The sequence below is a fragment of the Streptomyces sp. NPDC001373 genome, assembly GCF_042895815.1.
Lineage (GTDB): Bacteria > Actinomycetota > Actinomycetes > Streptomycetales > Streptomycetaceae > Streptomyces.
Genome location: NZ_JBIAWQ010000019.1, coordinates 35,823 through 57,030 on the forward strand (window position 1 = coordinate 35,823; position 21,208 = coordinate 57,030).

Annotated in this window: 21 protein-coding genes; 10 read left to right on the forward strand and 11 right to left on the reverse strand. The window is 72.9% G+C overall.

Annotated features, from left to right (window positions below; translation table 11 throughout):
- The first annotated feature begins 114 nt into the window (after positions 1-114).
- Positions 115-1,410 carry a ricin-type beta-trefoil lectin domain protein gene (locus ACFY15_RS30265; protein WP_390826429.1) on the forward strand — a complete coding sequence of 432 codons (1,296 nt, stop codon included), beginning with the start codon at positions 115-117 and terminating at the stop codon, positions 1,408-1,410.
- 220 nt (positions 1,411-1,630) lie between these two features.
- Positions 1,631-2,506 (forward strand): oxygenase MpaB family protein, encoded by an 876-nt coding sequence (locus tag ACFY15_RS30270; RefSeq protein ID WP_390690038.1) that lies wholly within the window; start codon positions 1,631-1,633, stop codon positions 2,504-2,506.
- A gap of 577 nt (positions 2,507-3,083) precedes the next feature.
- Here ACFY15_RS30270 and ACFY15_RS30275 read toward each other — a convergent pair.
- Both ACFY15_RS30275 and ACFY15_RS30280 read right to left on the reverse strand, forming a co-directional pair.
- Positions 3,084-5,156, reverse strand: coding sequence for a HelD family protein (locus ACFY15_RS30275; RefSeq protein WP_390826451.1), 2,073 nt, complete (start codon positions 5,154-5,156; stop codon positions 3,084-3,086).
- 223 nt (positions 5,157-5,379) lie between these two features.
- Positions 5,380-5,868: a DUF427 domain-containing protein gene (locus tag ACFY15_RS30280; RefSeq protein ID WP_390826430.1), complete on the reverse strand. Its 489-nt coding sequence runs from the start codon at positions 5,866-5,868 to the stop codon at positions 5,380-5,382.
- 216 nt (positions 5,869-6,084) lie between these two features.
- Here ACFY15_RS30280 and ACFY15_RS30285 point away from each other — a divergent pair, with 216 nt between their 5' ends.
- Genes ACFY15_RS30285 through ACFY15_RS30300 form a run of 4 tightly spaced genes read left to right on the forward strand, consistent with a single transcriptional unit; the run spans position 6,085 to position 8,836 of the window.
- Positions 6,085-6,609, forward strand: a complete 525-nt coding sequence (locus ACFY15_RS30285; protein ID WP_390690041.1) for a hypothetical protein — start codon at positions 6,085-6,087, stop codon at positions 6,607-6,609.
- Positions 6,610-6,611: 2 nt separating this feature from the next.
- A complete protein-coding gene (locus ACFY15_RS30290) occupies positions 6,612-7,823 on the forward strand; it encodes a sensor histidine kinase (protein ID WP_390690042.1) in 1,212 nt (403 codons plus the stop codon).
- Positions 7,820-8,485: a response regulator gene (locus ACFY15_RS30295; RefSeq protein WP_390690043.1), complete on the forward strand. Its 666-nt coding sequence runs from the start codon at positions 7,820-7,822 to the stop codon at positions 8,483-8,485. Before ACFY15_RS30290 ends, ACFY15_RS30295 begins: the two co-directional genes overlap by 4 nt.
- 21 nt (positions 8,486-8,506) lie before the next feature.
- Positions 8,507-8,836: a glyoxalase gene (locus ACFY15_RS30300; RefSeq protein ID WP_390690044.1), complete on the forward strand. Its 330-nt coding sequence runs from the start codon at positions 8,507-8,509 to the stop codon at positions 8,834-8,836.
- Positions 8,837-8,971: 135 nt separating this feature from the next.
- On the opposite strand, the gene ACFY15_RS30305 is transcribed toward ACFY15_RS30300, so the two are convergent.
- Positions 8,972-9,313, reverse strand: a complete 342-nt coding sequence (locus tag ACFY15_RS30305; RefSeq protein ID WP_390690045.1) for a GNAT family N-acetyltransferase — start codon at positions 9,311-9,313, stop codon at positions 8,972-8,974.
- 22 nt (positions 9,314-9,335) lie between these two features.
- Positions 9,336-10,277 (reverse strand): pirin family protein, encoded by a 942-nt coding sequence (locus tag ACFY15_RS30310; protein ID WP_390690046.1) that lies wholly within the window; start codon positions 10,275-10,277, stop codon positions 9,336-9,338.
- A gap of 98 nt (positions 10,278-10,375) precedes the next feature.
- Between ACFY15_RS30310 and ACFY15_RS30315 the strand changes: the two genes are divergently transcribed.
- From ACFY15_RS30315 to ACFY15_RS30325, 3 genes are all read left to right on the forward strand, one after another.
- Entirely contained in the window at positions 10,376-10,876 is a 501-nt protein-coding gene (locus tag ACFY15_RS30315; RefSeq protein ID WP_390690047.1) for a carboxymuconolactone decarboxylase family protein, read from the forward strand.
- Positions 10,877-11,028: 152 nt separating this feature from the next.
- The gene (locus tag ACFY15_RS30320; protein WP_390690048.1) at positions 11,029-11,904 is read left to right on the forward strand and encodes a universal stress protein; all 876 of its coding nucleotides are present in this window, start codon (positions 11,029-11,031) and stop codon (positions 11,902-11,904) included.
- Between the two features lie 25 nt (positions 11,905-11,929).
- Positions 11,930-13,486 (forward strand): AAA family ATPase, encoded by a 1,557-nt coding sequence (locus tag ACFY15_RS30325; RefSeq protein WP_390690049.1) that lies wholly within the window; start codon positions 11,930-11,932, stop codon positions 13,484-13,486.
- A gap of 30 nt (positions 13,487-13,516) precedes the next feature.
- Here the strand turns inward: ACFY15_RS30325 and ACFY15_RS30330 are convergent, their stop codons facing one another.
- Positions 13,517-14,425: a universal stress protein gene (locus tag ACFY15_RS30330; protein WP_390690050.1), complete on the reverse strand. Its 909-nt coding sequence runs from the start codon at positions 14,423-14,425 to the stop codon at positions 13,517-13,519.
- Between the two features lie 28 nt (positions 14,426-14,453).
- A complete protein-coding gene (locus ACFY15_RS30335; RefSeq protein WP_390690051.1) occupies positions 14,454-15,095 on the reverse strand; it encodes a CBS domain-containing protein in 642 nt (213 codons plus the stop codon).
- A 311-nt stretch (positions 15,096-15,406) separates the two neighbouring features.
- On the opposite strand from ACFY15_RS30335, the gene ACFY15_RS30340 reads away from it, so the two are divergent.
- Positions 15,407-16,450, forward strand: a complete 1,044-nt coding sequence (locus tag ACFY15_RS30340) for a PEP/pyruvate-binding domain-containing protein (protein WP_390690052.1) — start codon at positions 15,407-15,409, stop codon at positions 16,448-16,450.
- A 57-nt stretch (positions 16,451-16,507) separates the two neighbouring features.
- On the opposite strand, the gene ACFY15_RS30345 is transcribed toward ACFY15_RS30340, so the two are convergent.
- Genes ACFY15_RS30345 through ACFY15_RS30365 form a run of 5 tightly spaced genes read right to left on the reverse strand, consistent with a single transcriptional unit; the run spans position 16,508 to position 21,152 of the window.
- Positions 16,508-17,890: a Ni/Fe hydrogenase subunit alpha gene (locus ACFY15_RS30345; protein ID WP_390690053.1), complete on the reverse strand. Its 1,383-nt coding sequence runs from the start codon at positions 17,888-17,890 to the stop codon at positions 16,508-16,510.
- Positions 17,887-18,705 (reverse strand): oxidoreductase, encoded by an 819-nt coding sequence (locus tag ACFY15_RS30350; RefSeq protein ID WP_390690054.1) that lies wholly within the window; start codon positions 18,703-18,705, stop codon positions 17,887-17,889. Before ACFY15_RS30350 ends, ACFY15_RS30345 begins: the two co-directional genes overlap by 4 nt.
- A gap of 1 nt (position 18,706) precedes the next feature.
- Positions 18,707-19,513, reverse strand: coding sequence for an FAD/NAD(P)-binding protein (locus ACFY15_RS30355; RefSeq protein WP_390690055.1), 807 nt, complete (start codon positions 19,511-19,513; stop codon positions 18,707-18,709).
- Positions 19,510-19,986, reverse strand: coding sequence for a cyclic nucleotide-binding domain-containing protein (locus ACFY15_RS30360; RefSeq protein WP_390690056.1), 477 nt, complete (start codon positions 19,984-19,986; stop codon positions 19,510-19,512). The genes ACFY15_RS30355 and ACFY15_RS30360 overlap by 4 nt, the downstream gene beginning before the upstream one ends.
- Positions 19,983-21,152 carry a 4Fe-4S dicluster domain-containing protein gene (locus tag ACFY15_RS30365; RefSeq protein ID WP_390690057.1) on the reverse strand — a complete coding sequence of 390 codons (1,170 nt, stop codon included), beginning with the start codon at positions 21,150-21,152 and terminating at the stop codon, positions 19,983-19,985. Before ACFY15_RS30365 ends, ACFY15_RS30360 begins: the two co-directional genes overlap by 4 nt.
- Positions 21,153-21,208 lie beyond the last annotated feature (56 nt).

Here is a 21,208-nt window from a genome sequence, read left to right on the forward strand (position 1 = left end):
ACTCCCGGTGCTCTGAGCCCTGGTGGGTACCGGCCGGGAGCTTTCACAAGGAGAGGTAACGGGGATTTGGCATTCATAGGCAAGCGCCGAAAGGCAGTGATGGCGGCCTGTGCCGTGGCGGCGACCGTGGGCGGCGGCCTGCTCGCCCCCACCGCGTTCGGTACCGAGGACTCCGGAAGTGGACCGGAGGCCGCCGAGACGGTCACGGTCCCGCCCATCGAGGACGCGCCGGACGCCCACGCGCCGGACTCCGCCACCTACACCAGCGACAACACGGCATTCAAAGGCGGCGTGCTGACGCTCGGCGACACGGCGGCGAGCGCACCGCGCTCGGGCATCATCGCGGCCGCCGGGGCCGGCACCACCAATCCGCCCTCGGGTGAAGGGTGGAAGCTGAGCGGCGCCACCAAGTGGCTGACAACCGGCTACACGATCAGGTTCTACGACCAGAAGTCCGCGGACTGGCTGGCCCCGTACGCGAAGGCCACGGCCGCCGACCTCCAGCGGATCACCACGCTGCCGGTCACCGTCGACACCAGTCCCGTGGGCTGGGACCACGTCCGCGTCAAGGGTGAGGTGATCGTCGGCGTGCTGCACCGCCCGTGCGTACCGCCCGCCGACGAGGGCACCATGGGGAGCACCGGCTGGAAGGTGGTCCGCGACGGTTCCGGGACCGCCAACCTCAGCTGCGGCTTCACCAACTCCTCCGTGTCGCAGACCGTGACCAGCGGACACGCCTACATCGACGACTCGTTCTTCACGGCGCAGGGCAAGCCCACGGCCGCGATGGGGGAGACGTACATGAGGAACCACGTCAGTCACGAGATAGGCCACACGCTCGGTCTCACCCACGCCAACCGCAGCCTGACCAAGGGCGACTGCGTGAAGGGCACCGACTCCGGGGAGTTCCCGGTCATGTGCTCGCCCACATACGCGTACCAGGACAAGCGGGCGGGCAGCTACGTCCAGCAGTTCGACGTACAGGGGCTGCGGTTGCTCGCCGCCGGGGCCGGTGCCGCGCTGCCCCCGCAGGGCAAGGTGACGGGCCTGGGCGGCAAGTGCCTGGACGTCAAGGGCGGCAAGGCGGCCAACGGCACACAGATCCAGCTGTACGCCTGCAACGGCTCGGTCGCCCAGTCGTGGATCCTCGGCAAGGACGGCACGTTCCGCGCGCTGGGCAAGTGCCTGGACGACTCGCGTAATCTGGCCACCAACGGCAACAAGATCCAGCTCTACGACTGCAACGGCTCGCCCGCGCAGCGCTGGACGGTCAACGCCAAGGGTCAGATCGTGCACGTGGCCTCCGGCAAGGTACTGGACGTGACCGGCGGCAAGACCGACAACGGTACGGCGGTACAGCTGTACACGGCGGGCGGAGACAAGCGCCAGGTCTGGACCGCGCCCAAGTAGGCGGAGTCCTGACGGGTCTGCTCGCACACGGGCCTGGTCGGGCCCTCTCCGCCCCGGGCAGCGGCGCGGCGCGCCCTCCGAAAGGGAACCGGCGCGCCGTCGCCTTCCGGGTCCGGTCCGTTCTCCTGGCCGGCCCGCCTCCGGCCGCCCGCCGCGGCCTCCTCTGGGAGCGCCTGCGGTCCGGGCGGCGCGGCAGGCCGAAGCGAGAGATGCTGGGTGCGTGCGGTGGCCAGGCTCACTCCTGCCCGGGCTCAGGGCCCGGGCAGGGGAGGAACTGCTGCTCCGGGTGGCCGGCCCGGCGGCGCGGCAGCGGCGTGCCCGTATCCACGGGGCTCCTGGGCCGCGCTGGTTCGCACCCGGCCGCCCGATCCGGATCGTGCATGCGGATGCCTCGATGTACGTCGGGGGGCTCGCCGCTCTGCTGCTGCAGTCGCTGCACCCGGTCGCCATGGAGGCCGTCTGGGCGCACTCCGGGTTCCGCGGGGACCCCTGGGGCCGGCTCCAGCGCACCAGCACGTTCCTGGCCGTCACCACCTTCGGCACGGCCCAGGACGCGGCGCAGGCCGTGCTGCGGCTACGAGCTGTGCACGAGCGTGTGGAAGGGGTGACTGCCGAGGGCGTGGCCTACCGGGCGGGTGATCCGCACCTGCTCGCCTGGGTCCACAGCGCCGAGACCGAGTGCTTCCTGCGGGCCTACCAGCGCTACGGGCGCCGGCCTCTGGACGGTCCCGGACAGGACGGGTACGTGGCCGACATGGCGTACGTCGCGCGCCGGCTGGGAGTGGAAAAGCCGCCGGAAACCCGCGAGGGGCTGACCGCCCGTCTCGGCGCATACCGCGGGGAGCTCCGACCCACCGCGGCATCGCGCGCGACCACCGACTACCTGCTGTCGCATCCTCCACTGCCGGGCGCCGTACGTGTTCCGTACGCCCTGCTGGCGGCAGCGGCGGCAGGTCTGCTGCCCCGATGGGTCAGGGCCCAGCTCGGGCTGCCTCTCACCGTGCGGTTGTTGTTGCCCGTGGCGGGGCCCGGCGGCCGCGTGGTCACCGCTGCCATTCGGTGGGTGACGCCGCCGCTGCCCGTCTCCGCGACGTAGCCCTTGCTCCTCGCCGGCGAGCCGGCCAGTGCGCTCGTGCGTCCGCGGAAGCGGGAGACGTTGCGCCACCGCGAGCCCGGCCGCACGGGTCCCTGGTCCAGGCGGACGCACGAGACCGTCGCGGGGTCCCAGTCCTGAGCGTGCGCGAAGTCCGCGAAGTACATCAGGGCGTCCTGCATCGGGCGGGGAGCGAGCATCGTGCGGACCACGTGGATCATTGCCGCCTCCTCGGCGGACGGCTGCCTCCGTTGGGAGCCCGAGGAGTAGCCGGTCGAGTCGAGCCAGGAAATGTACCGCCCCCGCCGGTGCTCGTGATGAATCCGAAAACGGCGGACCCCGTGGCGATGCAGAAAGTCAATAGGGCGCCGATTCCTCTGGGAGTTCTCCACCGGGTCAGGATTTCCTGTTTCTCTCCACCGCGCCCTCCGGCGTCAGGCATACGGCTCGCCTCTCCGGACCAGGTGGACCGGGAAAACGCCCGGCGAATTCCGGATCGATGGACGGCGCGGTTTCCGAAGCCGGGCGGACGACCGGAGACACGCGCTGCACAGCGGGCGGGGCGCGGGTGCCCGAGTCGTCAGGCGGGCCGGACGGTGAGGGTGCACAGGCGCTTGGTTGCCCGGGTCAGGGCCACGTACAGGTCCCTTTCCCCGCCGGGGCGGGCCGTGATGATCTCCTCGGGGTTCATGACGACAACCCCGTCGAATTCCAGGCCGCGGGCTTCGGACGCCGGTACGATGCGTGCGAGGTGGGCGATGCCCTGGGCCGTCAGCTCGCTCACCCTGGTGTCCGCGCAGATCACCCCCAGCAGCTCGCCCGGGTGCGCGGTGATCTGGGCGCGGAGTTCCTGAACGACGGAGGCGGCCCACCCGTCCGGAGGCGCGGTGACGGTGCGAGGCCGCTCACCGCTTCGCAGCGACCTCGTGGGCCTCTGGTCAGGAGCGATCCGCGCGAGCAGGTCCCGGACGCTCTCCAGGATCTCCTGCGTGGTGCGGTAGCTGACGGTCAGGTGGTGCAGTCTGAACCGCGGTCCGACGTGGGGGCCCAACGCTTCCTTCCAGTCGCGTGCGGTCGCGACCGGGCCCGCCTGGGCGAAGTCGCCCACCAGCGTCATCGCCCTGCCCGGGCAGCGGCGGACGATCATCCGCCACTGCATGGAGGTCAGCTCCTGCGCCTCGTCGACGACGACGTGCCCGAAGGTCCGCTCGGGGGGACCGTCGACCAGGCTCGCCGCCTCGTCCAGCAACGGCACATCCGCATCGGTCCACGGGTCGTCCGGACCACGCAGGAGAAGGGACCGCTCCCGTACGGTCAGTCCGGGCAGGCGCTCGGCGAGTGCGTCGGCGTCCGTCAGGAGCGCCTTCACGAGGTCACCGGGCACCAGCCGCGGCCACAACACCTCGACCGCCCGGTCGACGCCGGCGTCGTCGAGGAGATCGGCTCGGATGGCGTCCAGGTCCAGCTCGTGGGCCGGACCGGAGTCGGCCGCACCTTCGACGCGGCGCCGGGCGGCTCCCGTGAACCGGTCGAGGTCCATGCCCGTCATCCTCTCGGCGTCGGCGTCGATCTGCTCCAGGAGGTCGCCCATGTCCCGCTGCATCGCGTCGGTGACGGCATCCACCAAGAGCTCCCTGAACACCCGGCGCGCGGGGTTGTGCCCCGCTGCGGCCGCCACGGCGGCGTCGCGTGCCGAGGCGACCTCCTCGGGGGGCAGGCGGACGACTTCCTGCCCGACCCGCACGGTGAAGTCTCCGGCGGGGGCCTGGCGGACGCGCAGCAGGCCGGCCAGGGCGTCGGCGAGCTCGGAGCAGCCCTTGAGACGCGCCGTATCGAACGGGTCCGCCGCGTCCGTGGACACTCCGGCCAGCTCCCGGCAGGTCGCCAGCACGACGTCGCTCTCCCCGAGTGAGGGAAGGACCTGGGAGATGTAGTCGAGGAACCGGGCGTTCGGGCCCACCACCAGGACCCCCTCCTGTGCGGCGCGCGGGAACGCGTACAGGACGTAGGCCGCCCGGTGCAGGGCGACCACCGTCTTGCCGGTGCCGGGCCCGCCCTGCACCACGGTCACCCCGCGGTGGGAGGAGCGGACGATCTCGTCCTGCTCGGCCTGCAGGGTGGCGACGGCCGTGTGCATCCTGCCCGTACGCCGTGCCGACAGGGCCTCGGCCAGCGGGCCGTCGCCCACGACGTCCTCGTCGGTCGGGGCGGACCCGTCCAGCAGTTCGTCGCTCACCGAGACGACCGTGCGCTCCTCGAGCCGCAGGTGCCGGCGCCGCCGCAGGCCCATCGGGTGGACCGGTGTCGCTTCGTAGAAGGGCCGTGCCGCGTTCGCGCGCCAGTCCACGAGCAGAGGCAGGTCGTCCTCCTCCGTGTGCAGTCCGATCCGCCCGATCCGCAGGGCCGTTCCGTCCGTCCGGTCGAGGCGTCCGAAGACCAGCCCCTTTTCTGCACCCTCCAGTCGGCCGATTTCCCTGGCCAGGCGCTCGGCGGCGATTTCCTTCTCGTATGCCTCACCGGCGCCTTCCGCCGGGTCCTTCAGCACACTCGCCCGGTGAGCTCGTGCCTCGGAAAGCCGTTCGGAGAGCAACTTGTACACGGAGGACACATAATCCCGCTCCGATGCGACCGCGCGCACTGTGGGGCCATTCATTTTCGACAACAGGGCTCCTTCGATCCGGCCCACACCATACGGTCGGAGATCCCTGAAGGTAAGTCTTGACTTACTTGGTGGAAATATGGCCCTGCGGCCGAATCCATGACGGCTGACCGGTGCGGCTGCCGCGCATTCCGGCGCCGAGGCACTGCCACAGGGGTTCCGTGCGAAGAAGTCGGCTGGCCTCAGGGGTGCCCGGACACGACGGATCGGCAGGAATTCACCAGCGGCCGGTTCCCGCCCCGCCCTTGAACGGGCCCCGAATCTCGCCTGTGATCCAGCCGCCGTAGAAGTCACCGGGCTGGGCCCGTACGCGCTGGCCGTCGACCGTGCACAGATCGACTCTGCCCGGATAGAACGCCAGGTATCGGGCGATCTCCCCGTAGCCGGCCGCGGGAGCCTCATAGCTCCAGGCCGCATCGGTGACGGTGTCCCTGCCCATGACGAGCGTCCAGTAGGTGGCCAAGCCCTTCCACTCGCAGAAGGTCTCCGTCCGTGACCGGGACAGCAGGTCGGTGCGCACATCGTGGCGTGGCACGTAGAAGACGGGGGGATGGCTCGTCTCCAGGACGCGCCGGCAACCCCGGGAGTCGGCAACCGTCACTCCCCGATGTCGTATCACCACATGCCGGTCGTCCGGCTCCACGCTCGGTGGACGGGGGTACTCCCGTACCGACTCCGGTGGCCGCAGCCCGTGCGCGTCGCTCATCGCGTACACCTCCATCAGCATTTCCCCGTTCGCGGCGGAGGCGGATGCACCGGCCTGAGCGAGCCGGCGGTCCGCGGTGGAGGCCCACGTACGCATCCAGGCGGCGGGCACCGGCCCCGGAGGGCCTGGCGGCAGGGAGGGCCGGCCCGGATCTCCACCCCCTTCTCCACCCCGGGGTCCAGGCGCGGAGAGCGGCATCGCCGCAGTCTGGAGGGCATGACAGCAACCGAGTGGATCACCGACATCGCCCTTGTCCTGATCGTCTTCCGGCAGCTGCGGGAGGGCCGCCTCGACCACAAGACCTTCCTGCTCCCGCTGGCGATCGTGGCCTTCGTGGGGTACTCGTACCTGGACTCCGTCCCCACCGCCGGCAACGACCTCGTCCTGATCGGGGCCCTGACGGTCGTGGGCGCCGCGCTCGGCATCGCCGGGGGGATCCACACCCGCATCCGCACCCTCGACGGAGACCTCCTGATCAAGGCCGGCGCCGTGTCGGCCGTCCTGTGGGTCGCGGGCATGGGAGCCCGGATGGGGTTCCAGACCTGGGTGGGGCACGGCGGCGGCGCCGCCGACGTCGCCCGGTTCAGCCTCGCGCACCACATCACCGGCCGGCAGGCGTGGGTCACGGCCTTCGTCCTGATGGCACTCACCGAGGTCGTCACCCGGGTGGCCACGATCTACGTACGCAGCCGGGCGGTCCGGACGGCCCGTACCCTGCCCGTACCCGCCCCCACGGTCTGACCGTGCCGTATCTTCGGCATGTGCCCGCAGACCCGCGCGCCCCGCACCCCGGCGACGACACCGACCGGGGCGCGGGGGTGCGCCCCGTACCGGGGTACGATCCGCGCGCGCAGTGGGTGGTCTCCGTCGCGGTCGTCGTCGTGGGGCTCCTGACGATCCGGCCCATGGGACCGAGCGGCCGCGGCCTGGCCGTCGCCGTCCTGTTCGTGGTCAACTCCGCCGCGCTGTTGGCCCGTCGGCTGCCCGAGCACAGGGTCCCGCAGCGCATCGCCGTCGTGTGGCTCTCGCTCGGGGTCCTCGCGGCGGCCGCCCTGATCGGCTTGAGCAGCAGCGGAACGGGCTATCTCTTCGCCTTCTTCCTCGCCGGACACATCGGATACCGGTTGGACCCCAGGCCCGCCCTCGTCCTGGCCGGGGCGTGCAGCCTGCTCTGCGGTGCCGTGCTGTACCTGCGCCTCGGACCGGGGCACGAGGCGCTGCCGTGGGTCTTCGGCCTCACCACCGGCGTCCCGGTCGTGATCGGCATCGTCAACCGCAGCAGGCGGCAGGCCGTCCGGGCGGCGATCGACGCTGCGGAGTCGGCCGAACGCGCCGCCCGCGCCGAGGCGCGCACCGCCGTGCTGAGCGAACGGAGCCGGATCGCACGGGACGTGCACGACGTCCTGGCGCATTCCCTCGCCGGGATCAACATGCAGCTGGAGCTGGCGGACGCGCTGATCGACACGGGGGACCTGGAGAAGGTCCGGGAGGCCCATGCCAAGGCGCACAGCCTCGTCAAGGAGAGCCTGAAGCAGGCACAGTGGACCGTGCACGCCCTGCGCGAGGACGTGCTGCCGCTGCGGGAGAGCCTGGACGCGATGCTCGCGTCCTCGGGTCACCGGGACGTCCTCACCGTCACCGGGACCGTGCGCGAGCTGCCCGCCCAGGCGGGCCGGCACCTGCTGAGGATCGCCCAGGAGGCCCTGACCAACGCGGCCCGGCACGCTCCCGGGGGAGCCGTCGCCGTGGAGCTGGCGTTCGCCCCGGCATCGACCGCGCTGAGGATCCGCAACCGCCCCGCCACGCGCCCGGCGGTCCCGGGTGCGGGCAGCGGGATGGGACTGATCGGCATGCGCGAACGCGTCGCCCTGCTGGGGGGAACGCTCACAGCCGGCCCGGTCACCGAAGGCCCGCACCAGGGCGACTGGCAAGTGGAGGCAGTGATCCCGCAATGACCGGACACGTGGCACAGCAGCAGCCGTTGAAAGTGGTCGTCGCCGACGACCAGGCCGCCGTCCGCGAGCCCCTGGCCGCGGTCCTCGCCCTGGCCGAGGACATCGAGGTCGTCGCGGCCGCGGCGAACGGCACCGAGGTGCTGGCGGCCGTCGCCGCCGGCCCGGTGGACGTGGTGCTGATGGACCTGAGGATGCCCGTCATGGACGGCATCGAGACGACCCGCCGGCTGGCCGGGGAGCACCCGGAGGTCGCGGTGGTCGTCCTGACGACCTTCGCCGACGACGACTCGATCCTCGGAGCGCTGGGCGCGGGAGCCCGCGGCTACCTGACCAAGAACGCCGGCCGCCAGGACATCACCCGCGCGATCCGGGCCGCGGCCGCCGGCCAGTCCGTACTCGACCGCGAGGTCCAGGACCGCCTCCTCGCCACCGTCAGGACCAGGGCACCCTCGCCCGACCGGCCCCTGCCCGATGACCTCACCCCCCGTGAACGCGAGGTCCTCGCGCTGATCGGCCGGGGCCTGCCCAACCGGGGCATCGCCGAGCGGCTCTTCATCAGCGAGGCCACCGTCAAGACCCACATCAACAACCTGTTCGCCAAGGCCGGGATCCGCGACCGCGCGGACGCCGTCCGCCGCGCCATCGCCTCGGGCCTGGCCTGACCTGTCACTCGGGAGTTGCCGATGTCCGTTCGCCGCGTCGTACCCGATGTCCGGTCGGAGTCCGTACGGGAGAGCCGGGAGTTCTACGGTCTGCTCGGCTTCGAGGAGGTCATGAACCACGGCTGGATCATGACGCTCGCCTCCCCGTCCAGTCCGACGTCGCAGATCAGCTTCATGGCCGAGGACAGGAACGCACCCGTCATTCCCGACATGAGCGTCGAAGTGCGCCGGAGGAGTCTTGTGGCCCCGGCGCCGCGTGAGGGAATGCCGCGACGGTGTCCCCTCCTGGACGAGGAGTCGCGAACGTGTCTTCCCGATGACGCGTCGCGCGGCACGGAACGGGCGAACTGATCCGGCGGGGCGTGGTGGCGGCCGCCACCGTCCTCATCGACGCCCGCGGCACCTGTGTCCTGTTCAACGGACAGGTGCCCCGTCCGGGAAGCAGGCCGCGCCCGGCGACACTGGACGCGGTTTCCCGTCAAGGAGTCAGCGTCCCAGTCGGGCGTCGAGCCAGGTGAGGACCTCGGGGGTGACGGGGTCGGTGATGTCCGCGAACTCCTGGTGCCTGGTGAGGTACTTGGCCACGTACGGGCAGACGGGAACGATCCGCATCCCGGCTGCGCGGACGTCGGCCAGGGCCTCTTCGACGAGAATCGCGGCGAGTCCCCGGCCGGCGTAGGCGTCGTCGATCTCCGTGTGGAAGAAGACCCGCTGGTCGTCGCGGTCGCGGTAGGCGGTCAGGCCGGCGTGTTCGCCGTCGACGAGGATCTCGTAGCGGTGGCGGGCGTCGACGCGGCGGACGGCGGGGGTGGTGGTCTGGTCGCTCATGACGGGCCTTTCGGTGTGGTGTTCAGCGGTGGGAGGGGTTCTTGCGGGGTGTGATCACGGCGTTGGGCAGGGCGGGGGCCGGGAGCCGGCCGCCGGGGTAGCCGTCGACGCTGCCGAAGCGGTCGGAGGCCCGTTCCCACTCCTCCCGTGCCTCGACGATGTCCTGGTGGCTGCGGCCGATGAAGTTCCACCACATCACGATCTCCTCCTCGAAGGGCGGGCCGCCCAGCAGGACTGTTCGGGCCCGGCGTTCGGAGTTGTTGGTGAGGGTGAGCGTGGTGCGGCCGGGGGCGGCGTAGCCGAGTTCCGCCGGGCGCAGGGGAGTTGTGCCGAGGCGGACGTCGCCCTCGTCGACGAGGAGCCCGTGTTCGAAGCCGGGGTCGACGTCGAGGGTGAGGGTGGCCCCGGCGTCGATCAGCACTTCGGCGCCGAGGAGCGGGGTGAAGGTGCGGACGGGGGAGGCGGCGCCGGCGAGGGTGCCGAGGAAGACCCGCAGTTCCGCGCCGTCGACGCGGACCGGCGCGGGTGCGTGGTGCTGGAACTCGCGGGGCGCGTGGCGGTGTTCGCCGGGGAGGGCCACCCAGAGCTGGACGCCGTGGAGCACGGTGGTGGAGTGGGTGGAGACTTCGGTGTGGCTGATGCCGTGGCCCCCGGTCATGAGGTTGATCTCGCCGGGCCGCACGAAGGCGTGGGTGCCCAGGCTGTCGCGGTGCTCGATCTCCCCGCTGAACAGCCAGCTGACGGTCTGGAGTCCGGTGTGCGGGTGGGGGGCCACGTCCATGCCGCCGGAGTCGGCGACCCGGTCGGGGCCGTAGTGATCGGCGAAGCACCAGGCCCCGATGAGCGTCCGGGCCCGCTGCGGCAGGGTGCGTCGTACGGTCATCGCCCGAGGTCCGCCCAGCGGGACGTCGCGGGCGGTGAGGACCTCGACCCCGGCTTCGATCCCGGCCTCCGTGTGATCCATCTCCCGGCCTCTCTCCGACCAAACTAGTTTCGTTTTCAACAACTATCGGTGATCATAGTCCCGAAGACGACCCGGGACAACAGGCGAAGGAGCTCACCATGACCGAGACGGCGCAGACCAGGGAAGCCCACCGGACCAAGGGCCGGATCTACCTCGACAAGCAGGACCCCGCCGCGTACCAGGCGCTGGTCAAGACCGCGGACACCGTCCGCGCGACGGCCGCCGAGGCCGGCCTCGACCGGATCCTGGTCGAGCTGGTCAACCTGCGGGTCTCCCAGCTCAACGGCTGCGCGTCCTGCCTCGACGTCCACACCCGCGCCGCTCTGCGCGCCGGGGAGACCACCCGGCGCCTGGGCGTGCTCGCGGCCTGGCGGGACACCGACCTCTTCTCGGCCCCCGAGCGTGCGGCCCTCGCTCTCGCCGAGGCCACCACGCACCCCGCCGACGCCCTCGCCCAGGAGCGTGCGTACGCACAGGCGCGTGAGGTGCTGGACGACGACGAGATCTCGGCCGTGATCTGGGTGGCGATCACGATCAACGCCTTCAACCGGGTCTCGATCCTCAGCAAGCACCCGGTACGGGACACCCCCGCCCGCTGACCCCCCGCCCGCCGCAGCACCACCGAGCCCGTCCTCCGCATGCGCCGCGGCACGGTGTGGGGTACTCATCGACGTAAGCGAAACAGGAGGTCGCCCCGGACGGGCGGCCTCCCCCTGTCATGCGAGGTCTTTGCGACACGGAGGAAGCCGCCATGGAGCCTGTCGTCACCGTGGGCCTCGACGGCTCACCCGAGAGCCTCGCCGCCGCCCGGTGGGCCGCAGACGAAGCCGAGCGGCGCGGGCTCACGCTGCGGCTCCTGCACGCGTGGCCGATGCTGGCGCCGGAGCCGCCCCGGGCCACCGCGGAGCCCGATCAGAACTACTGGGCGAAGCGGCTCGTGCACAGCGCGCGGGCCGAGCTCCAGGCTCGCCACCCGGGGCTCACCGTCGTCGGCAGCCTGGTTGCCGACGATGCCCAGGAGGCACTGCTGCACGCGGCGGCCGAGTCCGAGATGACGGTGCTCGGTTCGCGCGGCCTGGAGTACGTGGAGAGCTACTTCCTGGGCGACATCAGCATGCCCCTGGTGGCGCGGGCCGAGCGGCCGGTGGTCCTGGTCCGGGCAGAGGCCGGGAAGGAAGGGGCACCGCATCCTCCGGGTACGCCGGGCGGCGTAGTGGTGGCCCTGAAGCTGCACGGCCCCTGTGACGACCTGCTCGCCTTCGCCTTCGACGCCGCGGCGGTGCGGGGAGTTCCCCTCAAAGCCGTCCACGGAAAGAGCGCACCCCTCCACGCGCACGTCCCCTGGGGTGTGGCCCACGACGTCACCGAGGAGATCAGGCAGGACGCGCACGAGCATCTCGTCCGCGTACTCCAACCCTGGCGCGAGAAGTTCCCGGGAGTGGAGGTGATCGACGGCATCGGTGTCGAGAGCCCGGCCAAGGCCGTCGTACGGTCGGCCGAGGGCGCCGCTCTGCTGGTCGTCGGCCGGCGGATGCACCGCCCCGCCCTGGCCCCGCGGCTGGGCCCCGTCGCCGTGGCCGCCATCCATCACGCGCGCTGTCCCGTCGCCGTCGTCCCCCACGACTGAGCCGATCCGCCGGAAGGAACCGACGATGTCCGAACCTCCGCCGGACGACGCCACGCGCCCGCCCGTCCGCGGCCGCGGCCGGTCCGACGGCGCACCGCGCGCCGAGGTCCGTGAGACCCACACCGCCGTGGTGGTCTTCCTCGGAGACCGCGCCTACAAGCTGAAGAAGCCCGTGGACCTGGGGTTCCTGGACTTCACGACCGTCGGCGCCCGACGCTCGGCGTGCGCGCGGGAGGTCGCCCTCAACAGCCGCTTCTCCCCCGACGTCTACCTCGGGCTCGGGGAGTTCCACGGCCCGGGCGCGGACGAACCGGAGCCCGTCGTCGTCATGCGGCGCATGCCGGACGACCGTCGCCTCTCCCGGCTGGTACGGGAAGGGGTCGCCGTCGACGAGGCCCTCCGCTCCGTCGCCCGGCAGCTTGCGGCCTGTCACGCGGACGCACCCCGCAGCCCGGAAGTGGACGAACAGGGCACGCGCGAGGCACTGTCCTCGCGGTGGGAGTCCGGCTTCACCCAGGTCCGCGCGATGGCAGGCGACGGCCCCCTTCCCGACGGCGTCGCGGAGGTCGAGCGACTGGTGCGCCGCTACCTGGCAGGCCGTGACGCGCTGTTCGCCGCGCGCATCGCGCAGGGGCGCGTGGTCGACGGCCACGGAGACCTGCTCGCCGACGACATCTTCTGCCTCGACGACGGTCCCCGCGTCCTGGACTGCCTCGAGTTCGACGACCGGCTCCGCGCCGTCGACGGCCTCGACGACGCCGCCTTCCTCGCCATGGATCTGGAACAGCTGGGCGCGCCGGAGGCCGCGGCGTACTTCCTCGCCCAGTACGGCGAGTACTCCGGCGACCCCGCGCCCCCGTCCCTGCGCCACCACTACGTCGCCTACCGCGCGTTCGTCCGTGCCAAGGTCTCGCTCATCCAGGCCCGGCAGGGCGCGCCCGGAGCGGAGGTGGCCGCACGACGGCTGCTCTCGGCGGCCCTGCGGCATCTGCGCACCTCCTCCGTCTGCCTGACGCTCGTCGGCGGCCTGCCGGGCAGCGGGAAGTCCACCCTCTCCGGCGCGCTGGCCGACCGGCTGGGCGTCACCCTGCTCAGCAGCGACCGCCTCCGCAAGGAGCTGGCGGGCATCCCGGCGGAGCAGTCCGCGGCGGCCGCCTACGGCGAAGGCCTGTACACGCCCGAGTGGACCGCCAGGACCTACGCCGCCCTGCTTGACCGCGCGGCCTCCCTGCTCTCCGCGGGCGAGTCCGTGGTCCTGGACGCCACGTGGTCCGACGTGCAGCAGCGGGAGGCCGCGCAGCGGCTGGCCGAGCGCACGAGCACCGACCTGGTGGCCCTCCACTGCCGGGTCCCGGGCGAGGTGTCGGCGGCCCGTCTGGAGAACCGGGCCACCGGAGCCTCCGACGCCGACCTCGGCATCGCCACCGCCATGGCGGCCCAGGAGGCGCCGTGGGCCGAGGCGGTCGCCGTCGACACCGGCGGGTCCCTGGAATCCGCGGTCGTCCAGGCCCTTGCCGCCGTACGGCCGTGGGGCACCGGCCAGGCCCCGGTCTTCCGGCGCCCCTACATGGAGCCGGACTGAGACCGACCGTGTGCCGCCGATGTGCGGACCTCAGTCATGGGCGACGACGGCCACGGGCGAGGTGCTGTGGTGGATCACGGCGTGCGTGGTCGAGCCCACGCGCGCGCCGTACGACGGGCGGCGGATCCGGCGGCCGACGACGATCAGCCCGGCTTCCGCACCCGCGGCCAGCAGCTTCTGCGCGGCGTGCCCCATCGGGGCCCGGGCAGTCACCTGGACCGAGGGAAACCTGTCCCGCCAGGGTGCGAGGGCATCGTCCAGGTCGCCCGCCATGGTCTCGCCGAGCTGGGCGCGGATGCGGGGATCGTAGGCCGCTCCGGACCCGAACAACGGGGTGGGCGTCCAGGCATGGACGACGTGGAGGAGACACGACCGACGTGAAGCCTCCTCGAACGCGAAGGCGAGCACGGGGTCGCACGGGCGGCTGATGTCGACGCCCACGACGAGATCACGCCCGCTGTGGCCGCCACTCGGGTGGGGGAGCGCGTCCTCTCCGCTGCGCACCAGCACGACGGGCCGCTCGGTGGCATGGAGTACGTCGTGTGCGACCGAGCCGACGGCGAAGCCGGTCAGTGTCCCGAGCCCGCGGGATCCCAGGACCAGCAGGTCGGAGGTGGCCGCCTCGGTGGCCAGCGCGGCCGCCGGCGGACCGCAGACCGACCCGGTGGTGATGTCGAGCTCCGGGTGGACGCGGCGCAGGGCGGCGGCGGACTCCCGCAGCAGGACTTCGGCCCATTCGCCCCGTACCGCGGAGGCCGCCTCGGGAACGCCGACCGGCACCGGCCGCTCACCGGCGTGGACGATGCGCAACCGCGCGTGGCGCAGCTCGGCCTCGCGAGCGGCCCAGCGGGCGGCGGCGGCGCTCTCGGGTGATCCGTCGAGTCCGACGGTGATGCGGTGGTCCATGGTGGCCTCTTCGAGGAGGGCTGTGCCGGACACATGGGCCCGCTCGCGGGGCGGGGCGCAGTCAGGCAGCGGCAGCGTCCGCCCGCTCCGGGTCGGTGCGCACCTCCACCACCCCTTCGACCGCCCGGATCGCCCGGGCCAGCAGGGGCACGAGGGCGCGTTCCCGGATCGGCTCGAGCGTGACGACGCCGTCGAGCACGGTGAACTCGATGTGGGCGGGCAGGGGGAGTTCGCCGAGGACGAGCTGGCGTATCTCCGCCTCGATCTCCTCGTCGGGACGCAGGAACACCTTGAGCAGGTCACTGCGGCTGACGACGCCTTCGAGCATGCCGAGGTCGTCGACGACCGGCAGCCGCTTGACGGTCCTGCGCGCCATGATGCGCGCGGCCTCGGCCAGCGCGGCATCCGCCCGGACGGTGACCGCGGGGCTGGACATGAGGTCCTCGGCCAAAACCGCATCCGCCTTCGCCGCCTCGTCGAGCTGTCCGGGGAGCTGGGGGTCGGCGCGACGGAACTCCTCCTTGGGAAGGAGGTCGGCCTCGGAGACGACGCCCACGACGCGGCCCTCCCCCTCCAGGACGGGCAGGGCACTGACCTTCCACTGGTGCATCAGCTCGACGATCTCCTTGTAGGAGGCTTTGCGGCCGATGGCGACCGCGGTGTGCGACATGACATCGCTGACGGTGTACCGGAAGGCGGGCATGGCTGGCTCCTGGGGCGATCGGCCGCTGGACGGGGGCAGGAGAGGGGCTGCCGCGGTTGCCGGGGGCGTACAGGCCGCGTCCACGGCTCAGTCTGTTGCACGGTCCGTCGCACCGGGAGGGCCGAGCGGCCCAGGGAGGTGACCCTTTCGGCCCACACCCGGACGCATCCCGGACTCGACGGCCCGCGCGCCGCAGCGCCGGATTCCCGCGCCCGGGGACCGAAGGGCCCTGATGCGAAGGGAGGCCCCCAGGTGAGAGTGGACAGTGCAAGGGGAAGGCGTTCCGGGCGTGTGCGGACGGAGAAGGTCAGATGAAGCAGTACGTGTACGACTTCACCGAGGGCTGCCCCGACCCGGCCGGGCTCCTCGGCGGCAAGGGAGCCGGCCTGGCGGAGATGACCCGTCTGGGCCTGCCGGTCCCGCCGGGGTTCACCGTCACCTCCGAGGCGTGCCGTGTCTTCCGGGCGACGGGTGCGCCACCGGAGGGGCTGGAGGAGCAGCTCGCGCACCACCTCGCGGCCCTGGAGCGGGCGACGGGCAAGCGGCTCGGCCGGGTGGACGACCCGCTGCTGCTCTCCGTCCGCTCGGACTCCGGCCCGACGGGTACGACGGACACGGTCCTCGACATCGGCCTGAACGACCTCGCCGTACTGGGCCTGGGCAAGGCGCCCGGGCACGAGCGCTTCGCCTGGGACTCCTACCGGCGCCTCGTCCACATGTTCGGCACCACACTGATGGGGGTGGACGGCTCGCTGTTCGAGGAGATCGCCGACCGGCTCGGACGGCGGCACGCCGTCGCCGACGACAGCCGCTTCGACACCGTCGACCTGATCACCCTCGTCGAATCCTTCAAGGACCTGATCGCGGAGCGGGCCGGCGAGGAATTCCCCCAGGACCCGGCCGAGCAGCTGCGCCGGGCCGTCCTGGCCGTCTTCGCGGCCCCGGACGCGGCACCGGCTGCGGAGCGCCTCCCCGGCGCTTCCGGCACGGCGGTCACCGTCCAGACGATGGTCTTCGGCAACCTCGGACCCGACTCCGGCAGCGGCGTCGCCTTCGTCCGGGATCCCGTCACGGGGCGGCCCGGACTCCACGGCGCCTACCTGCCCGACACCCAGGGCGAGGACGTCCTGGCCGCAGCCCGCAGCCCCCTGCCGCTCGAACGGCTGGGCGAGCTCGCCCCGGCGGTCCACGGACGGCTGCGCGCGTGCATGGACCGTCTGCGGGCCGAGCACGAGGACCTGTACGGCGTCGAGTTCACGGTCGAGTGCGGCACGCTGTGGATCCTGGAGTTCTGGACGGCGCCCACCGCCCGGTTCCCCAGGCGGGGCGGGTTGCGCAGCGAGGCGCGGCCCTGAACGCCTGTGCGGCTTCCGGAGGGCGATCCGGGATCCAGGCCGAGGCCGCCGCGGCCGTCAGGTGAGCCCTGGGGTCCGCTCGATGTCGAGGTCGAGGAAGTGGGCCGCGCACGAGATGCACGGGTCGTGATTGCGGACCACCCGCTCGCACAGGTGGGTCAGAGCCGTTTCGTCGTCCTCTCCGCGGTCGAGGCCCGCCTGGACGGTGCGGCGCAGGTCCTCCTCGATGGCGCCCTGGTTCTGGGCGGTGGGCGGCACGAGGCGGGCATCGGTGACGAGGCCGGCTCCGTCGAGCGCGTAGCGGTGGTAGAGCAGCCCCCTCGGTGCCTCCGTCGCCCCGTGCCCGGTGCCGGCGCGCGGCGGCACCTCGAGGTACGGGCGGGGCGGGGGCTCGTACGCGTCGATGATGCGGATCGCCTCCTCGACCGCGTAGAGGGCTTCCACCGCCCGGACCAGGATGCTCCGGTAGGGGTTTCTGCAGGCGGAGCCGCGCGTGCCGTCCGGCGCACCCGGGCGCGGCGGGGGATCGCCCAGTCCGGCCTCCCGGGCCGCTTCCAGGGCCGTCGGCGACAGGAGGTGGCCGCTGACGGCCCAGCGGGCGAGGGGGCCGGTGAGGTGCCGCCGCCCGTCGAGGCGCGCGTGGAGGGCCGTGGACCACGGGACCTGCTCCTCGGTGACGTGGTCGCAGAAGTCCCGCAGGGGGAAGGGACGGGGGGTGCGGGGATCGTCGTACCGGAGCACGGTGGGGGTGCCGGACTCGATGGCGTACGTGCCCGCTTCGGCGAGGGCGAACAGGTCGGCGTCGCACTCGGCGTCGGGGAATTCGAAGCCGGCGACCCAGCGCACGGTGTCCCAGGCGTCGTCGAGGGCGGTGCGCAGCCGCTCCGCGAGCGGGCGCAGTTCGGAGCGGGCGGGGGTGCGGTGGAAGCCGCCCAGACGGACGTTGACGGGGTGGATCGCGCGGCCACCCAGCAGCTCGACCACCGCGTTGCCCGCCTGCTTCAGGCGCAGCCCGCGTTCGACGTGCTCCCGGTGGGTGCGCGACAGGCCGATCACGTCGTCGTGGCCGAGGAAGTCGGGGGCGTGCAGCAGGTGGACGTGCAGGGTCTGGCTCTCGATCCACTCCCCGCAGTACAGCAGGCGCCGCAGGGCGGCCAGTTGTCCGTCGACGTGGACGCCGCACGCGTCCTCGATCGCCCGGCAGGCGCTCATCTGGTAGGCGACGGGGCAGATCCCGCAGACGCGCGACGTGAGGTCGGGGGGCTCCGTGTGGGCCCTGCCCCGGAGGAAGGCCTCGAAGAAGCGCGGCGGCTCGTAGATCGCCAGACGTGTCTCGGTGACGGTCGATCCGTGGATGCGAAGGTGGAGCGCGGTCTCGCCCTCCACACGGGTGAGGGCGGGGACGCGCAGGATCCGGGAGCGGGGGGCCGGCTCGCTCATCCGGCTCCTTCCGGGGCCGCCGTGCCGGGTCCCTGCTCCTCCACGGCCGCGAACGCGGTGGTGTTGAAGGTGTGCAGGAACCTGCCGACGTCCTCCTCGGTCATCCCGTCACGGCGCAGCAGCGGAACCAGCGCGGGCAGGTTGGTGGTCTCGGCGGGTCCGAAGCAGCCGTAGCAGCCCCGTCCGTACGCCGGGCACAGGGCTCCGCAGCCGGCGTGGGTGGCGGGGCCGAGACAGGGTGTGCCGTGGGCGACGGTGACGCAGACGGTGCCGCGCCGCTTGCAGGCGAAGCACACGCTGTGGCTCGGGATACCGGGCCTACGCCCGGCGAGGAACGCGGTGATCACCTCGAGGAGCTGGCCGCGGTCGATGGGGCAGCCGCGCAGTTCGAAGTCGACGGGGACATGGGCGGAGACGGGCGTCGAGGTGGCGAGGGTGGCGATGTAGTCGGGTCGCGCGTAGACGGTGGCGAGGTACGCGTCGGTGTCGGCGTGGTTGCGCAGGGCCTGGACGCCGCCGGCGGTGGCGCAGGCCCCGATGGTGACCAGGTGCCGGGCCTCGGACCGGACGCGCCGAATCCGGTCGATGTGCTCGGGGGTGCTGACCGAGCCCTCGACGAGCACCAGGTCGTAGGGGCCGGGCGCGGTGCCGCTGGACGCTTCGGCGAAGTGGACGACCTCCAGTTCGGCGGCGAGGCCGAGCAGTTCGTCCTCGCAGTCGAGGAGGGTGAGCTGACAGCCGTCGCAGGAGGCGAACTTGAAGACGCCGAGACGCGGCCGGGCGGGTGGGAGCGGGCGGGTGCTGGGGGTGGTCATGTCACAGTTCCCGGACGGAGAGCAGGGACTCGGCCTGGTCGTGGCCGACGACGGGGCCGTCACGGCAGAGCAGCAGGGGACCGAGCTGGCAGTGCCCGCAGTGCCCCGTGCCGCAGCGCATGGTGCGTTCCAGGGAGACCCGGATCCGGTCCTGGCGCACGCCGCGGTGGGCGAGCGCGCGGCCGGTGGCGCGGATCATGACCTCGGGGCCGCAGACGAACGCGGTCGTCCGCGCCGGCTCGAACGCGGCCTCGTCGAGCAGCGCGGTGACGACACCGACCCTCCCGGTCCAGCCGGCGGACGGCCGGTCGACGGTCACGGCCGCGAAGGGCCGGCGCCACGCGGGGAACTCCTCCGGGTACAGCAGATCGGCCGGCGTGCGGGCACCGGCGAGCACGTTCAGCCGCCCGAACGCCTCCGGTGCGGCCAGCACGGCGTCGATCAGGGGGCGCAGCGGGGCGAGGCCGATGCCGCCGGCGACGACGAGCACGTCGCCGCCCCGGGCGCAGGCCGCGTCCCAGCCGGTGCCGAAGGGACCGCGGACCCCGACCACGGCCCCGGGCCGGAGCCCGTACAGCGCCCGCGAGACGGCGCCGACGGCCCGTACGGTGTGGGCGAGCGCGCCCCCGTCGAGGATCCGGGACACGGAGACCGGGATCTCGCCGACCCCGAAGGCGTACAGCATGGCGAACCGGCCGGGCGCGAACGGCGCCGGCGGTCCGTCGACCGGCTCCAGGGTGAGGGTGACCACGTCACCGGTCTCCTCCCGGCGCTCCCGTACGCGGTACGGCAGCGGTACGGCCGTCACGGTACGGGCCCGCTTTGCTGCGGCCCGTACAGGTCGAGCAGCCGGGTCCGCGCGGCACGCAACCGGTCCCCGATCGTCCCCGCGACCACGGTGACGAGGGCCAGGCCGAGCGCGGGCCGCTCGGCGCACAGGGTGCGCACCGCGGCGGCGTCGAACTCCCAGGCGAGGGTCGGTTCCAGGGCCTCGGCGCCCAGGTGCCACAGGTGGGGCGGGCACAGCCAGGACCAGCCGAGCAGGCCGCCCGCGCCGATCGTCTCCACCACGGAGCGCCCCCGGCCGGGCATGTGCACGTCCAGTGCGACGGCGCCCGAGCGGACGATCCAGAACCGGTCGGCCTGCCCGCCCTCCTCGAAGACGCGTGCGCCGCCGGGCAGGGTGACGGAGCGGGCGAGGGCCATGAGCCGCTCGCGCTCCTCCGGCGGAAGGGCGCCCGGCAGTCCCGCGGCGGCGGGCCCTCCGGCAGCCGCGGTCACGGCGCGCCCTGCGGGCGTGCGGCCTCCTCGTGCAAGGCGCGTACCTCCTCCGTGAGGTCGATCCCCGTGGGGCACCAGACGATGCACCGGCCGCACCCCACGCAGCCTGAGCTGTCGAACTGGTCGTGCCAGGTGCCGAGCTTGTGGGTGAGCCACTGGCGGTAGCGGCTGCGCGGGCTCGCCCGGACCGGGCCGCCGTGCAGGAACGAGAAGTCCAGGTCGTAGCAGGAGTCCCAGCGGCGCCACCGTTCGGCGTGGTCGCCGGTCAGGTCCGTGACGTCCTCGGTGGTGGTGCAGAAGCAGGTGGGGCAGACCATGGTGCAGTTGCCGCAGCTCAGACACCGGGCGGTGACGTCGTCCCAGCGGTCCGCGTCCAGTGAGTCCCGCATCAGCGTCCGCAGGTCCACGACCGGCAGGGACCGGCCCATCCGTTCCGACGCCCCCCGCACCCCGTCGGCCGCGGCGGCACGCGTGGCCTCGTCGGCGGCCCGGCCCGGGAGCTCCGCGAGTACCTCGGCCCCCTCCGGCGTTCCGCTGCGGCACAGGAAGCGGTGGCCGGCGGCGTCCACCACCTCCGTCAGGGCGAGGTCGTACCCGCAGTCCACGGCTGGGCCCGTGTCCATCGAGACGCAGAAGCAGGTGGCCCCGGGCTCCGTGCACTCGACGGCGATCAGGAAGGCGCCCGTCCGCCGGGAGGCGTAGGCAGGGTCCCGGTGGCGGCCGCCGGTCAGCACCCGGTCCAGGATCCGGATGGCGCGCAGATCGCAGGGCCGCACGCCGAGGAACGCGTACGAGAGGTCCTCCGGCTCCTCCTCACGCACGGCCAGCCCGCCGTCGGGCCCGCGGTCGGCCGACCACTGGCGGACGCGTTCGGGGTGCAGGAACGACTTCCACGACTGGGGCCCCGCACTGTGGGCGAAGGCCGCTCCGTCGGCGCGCGGGCGGAGCCGGTAGCGGCCCGCCTCCAGCTCCACTCCCCAGCCGTACGGCAGCGCGGCCGCCGAGTCCAGAGCGTCGAGGACGATCGCCCCGTCGCGCACGGTCGGGCCGATCACCGTACGGCCGCGGCGCTTCAGGGCCCGCACCAGCGCCTCCAGCCCGTCGGGGCCGAGCACCGCCTCGGTTCCGCCGCCGGGGGCGGTTGCGGTGTCGTCGGGGTCGTCCATGTCCTGTCCTGCCCTCTCTTCTGCGGGCCCTGCGGCCCGAGAGGGCGCGGGCGCGT

Bases quoted from the DNA above. Each gene is read 5' to 3' on its own strand.
- ACFY15_RS30275 (WP_390826451.1), bottom strand. From the start codon at position 5,156: ATGAATGGCCCCACAGTGCGCGCGGTCGCATCGGAGCGGGATTATGTG.
- ACFY15_RS30280 (WP_390826430.1), bottom strand. From the start codon at position 5,868: ATGAGCGACGCGCACGGGCTGCGGCCACCGGAGTCGGTACGGGAGTAC.
- ACFY15_RS30285 (WP_390690041.1), top strand. From the start codon at position 6,085: ATGACAGCAACCGAGTGGATCACCGACATCGCCCTTGTCCTGATCGTC.
- ACFY15_RS30295 (WP_390690043.1), top strand. From the start codon at position 7,820: ATGACCGGACACGTGGCACAGCAGCAGCCGTTGAAAGTGGTCGTCGCC.
- ACFY15_RS30300 (WP_390690044.1), top strand. From the start codon at position 8,507: ATGTCCGTTCGCCGCGTCGTACCCGATGTCCGGTCGGAGTCCGTACGG.
- ACFY15_RS30305 (WP_390690045.1), bottom strand. From the start codon at position 9,313: ATGAGCGACCAGACCACCACCCCCGCCGTCCGCCGCGTCGACGCCCGC.
- ACFY15_RS30310 (WP_390690046.1), bottom strand. From the start codon at position 10,277: ATGGATCACACGGAGGCCGGGATCGAAGCCGGGGTCGAGGTCCTCACC.
- ACFY15_RS30315 (WP_390690047.1), top strand. From the start codon at position 10,376: ATGACCGAGACGGCGCAGACCAGGGAAGCCCACCGGACCAAGGGCCGG.
- ACFY15_RS30320 (WP_390690048.1), top strand. From the start codon at position 11,029: ATGGAGCCTGTCGTCACCGTGGGCCTCGACGGCTCACCCGAGAGCCTC.
- ACFY15_RS30325 (WP_390690049.1), top strand. From the start codon at position 11,930: ATGTCCGAACCTCCGCCGGACGACGCCACGCGCCCGCCCGTCCGCGGC.
- ACFY15_RS30335 (WP_390690051.1), bottom strand. From the start codon at position 15,095: ATGCCCGCCTTCCGGTACACCGTCAGCGATGTCATGTCGCACACCGCG.
- ACFY15_RS30340 (WP_390690052.1), top strand. From the start codon at position 15,407: ATGAAGCAGTACGTGTACGACTTCACCGAGGGCTGCCCCGACCCGGCC.
- ACFY15_RS30345 (WP_390690053.1), bottom strand. From the start codon at position 17,890: ATGAGCGAGCCGGCCCCCCGCTCCCGGATCCTGCGCGTCCCCGCCCTC.
- ACFY15_RS30350 (WP_390690054.1), bottom strand. From the start codon at position 18,705: ATGACCACCCCCAGCACCCGCCCGCTCCCACCCGCCCGGCCGCGTCTC.
- ACFY15_RS30365 (WP_390690057.1), bottom strand. From the start codon at position 21,152: ATGGACGACCCCGACGACACCGCAACCGCCCCCGGCGGCGGAACCGAG.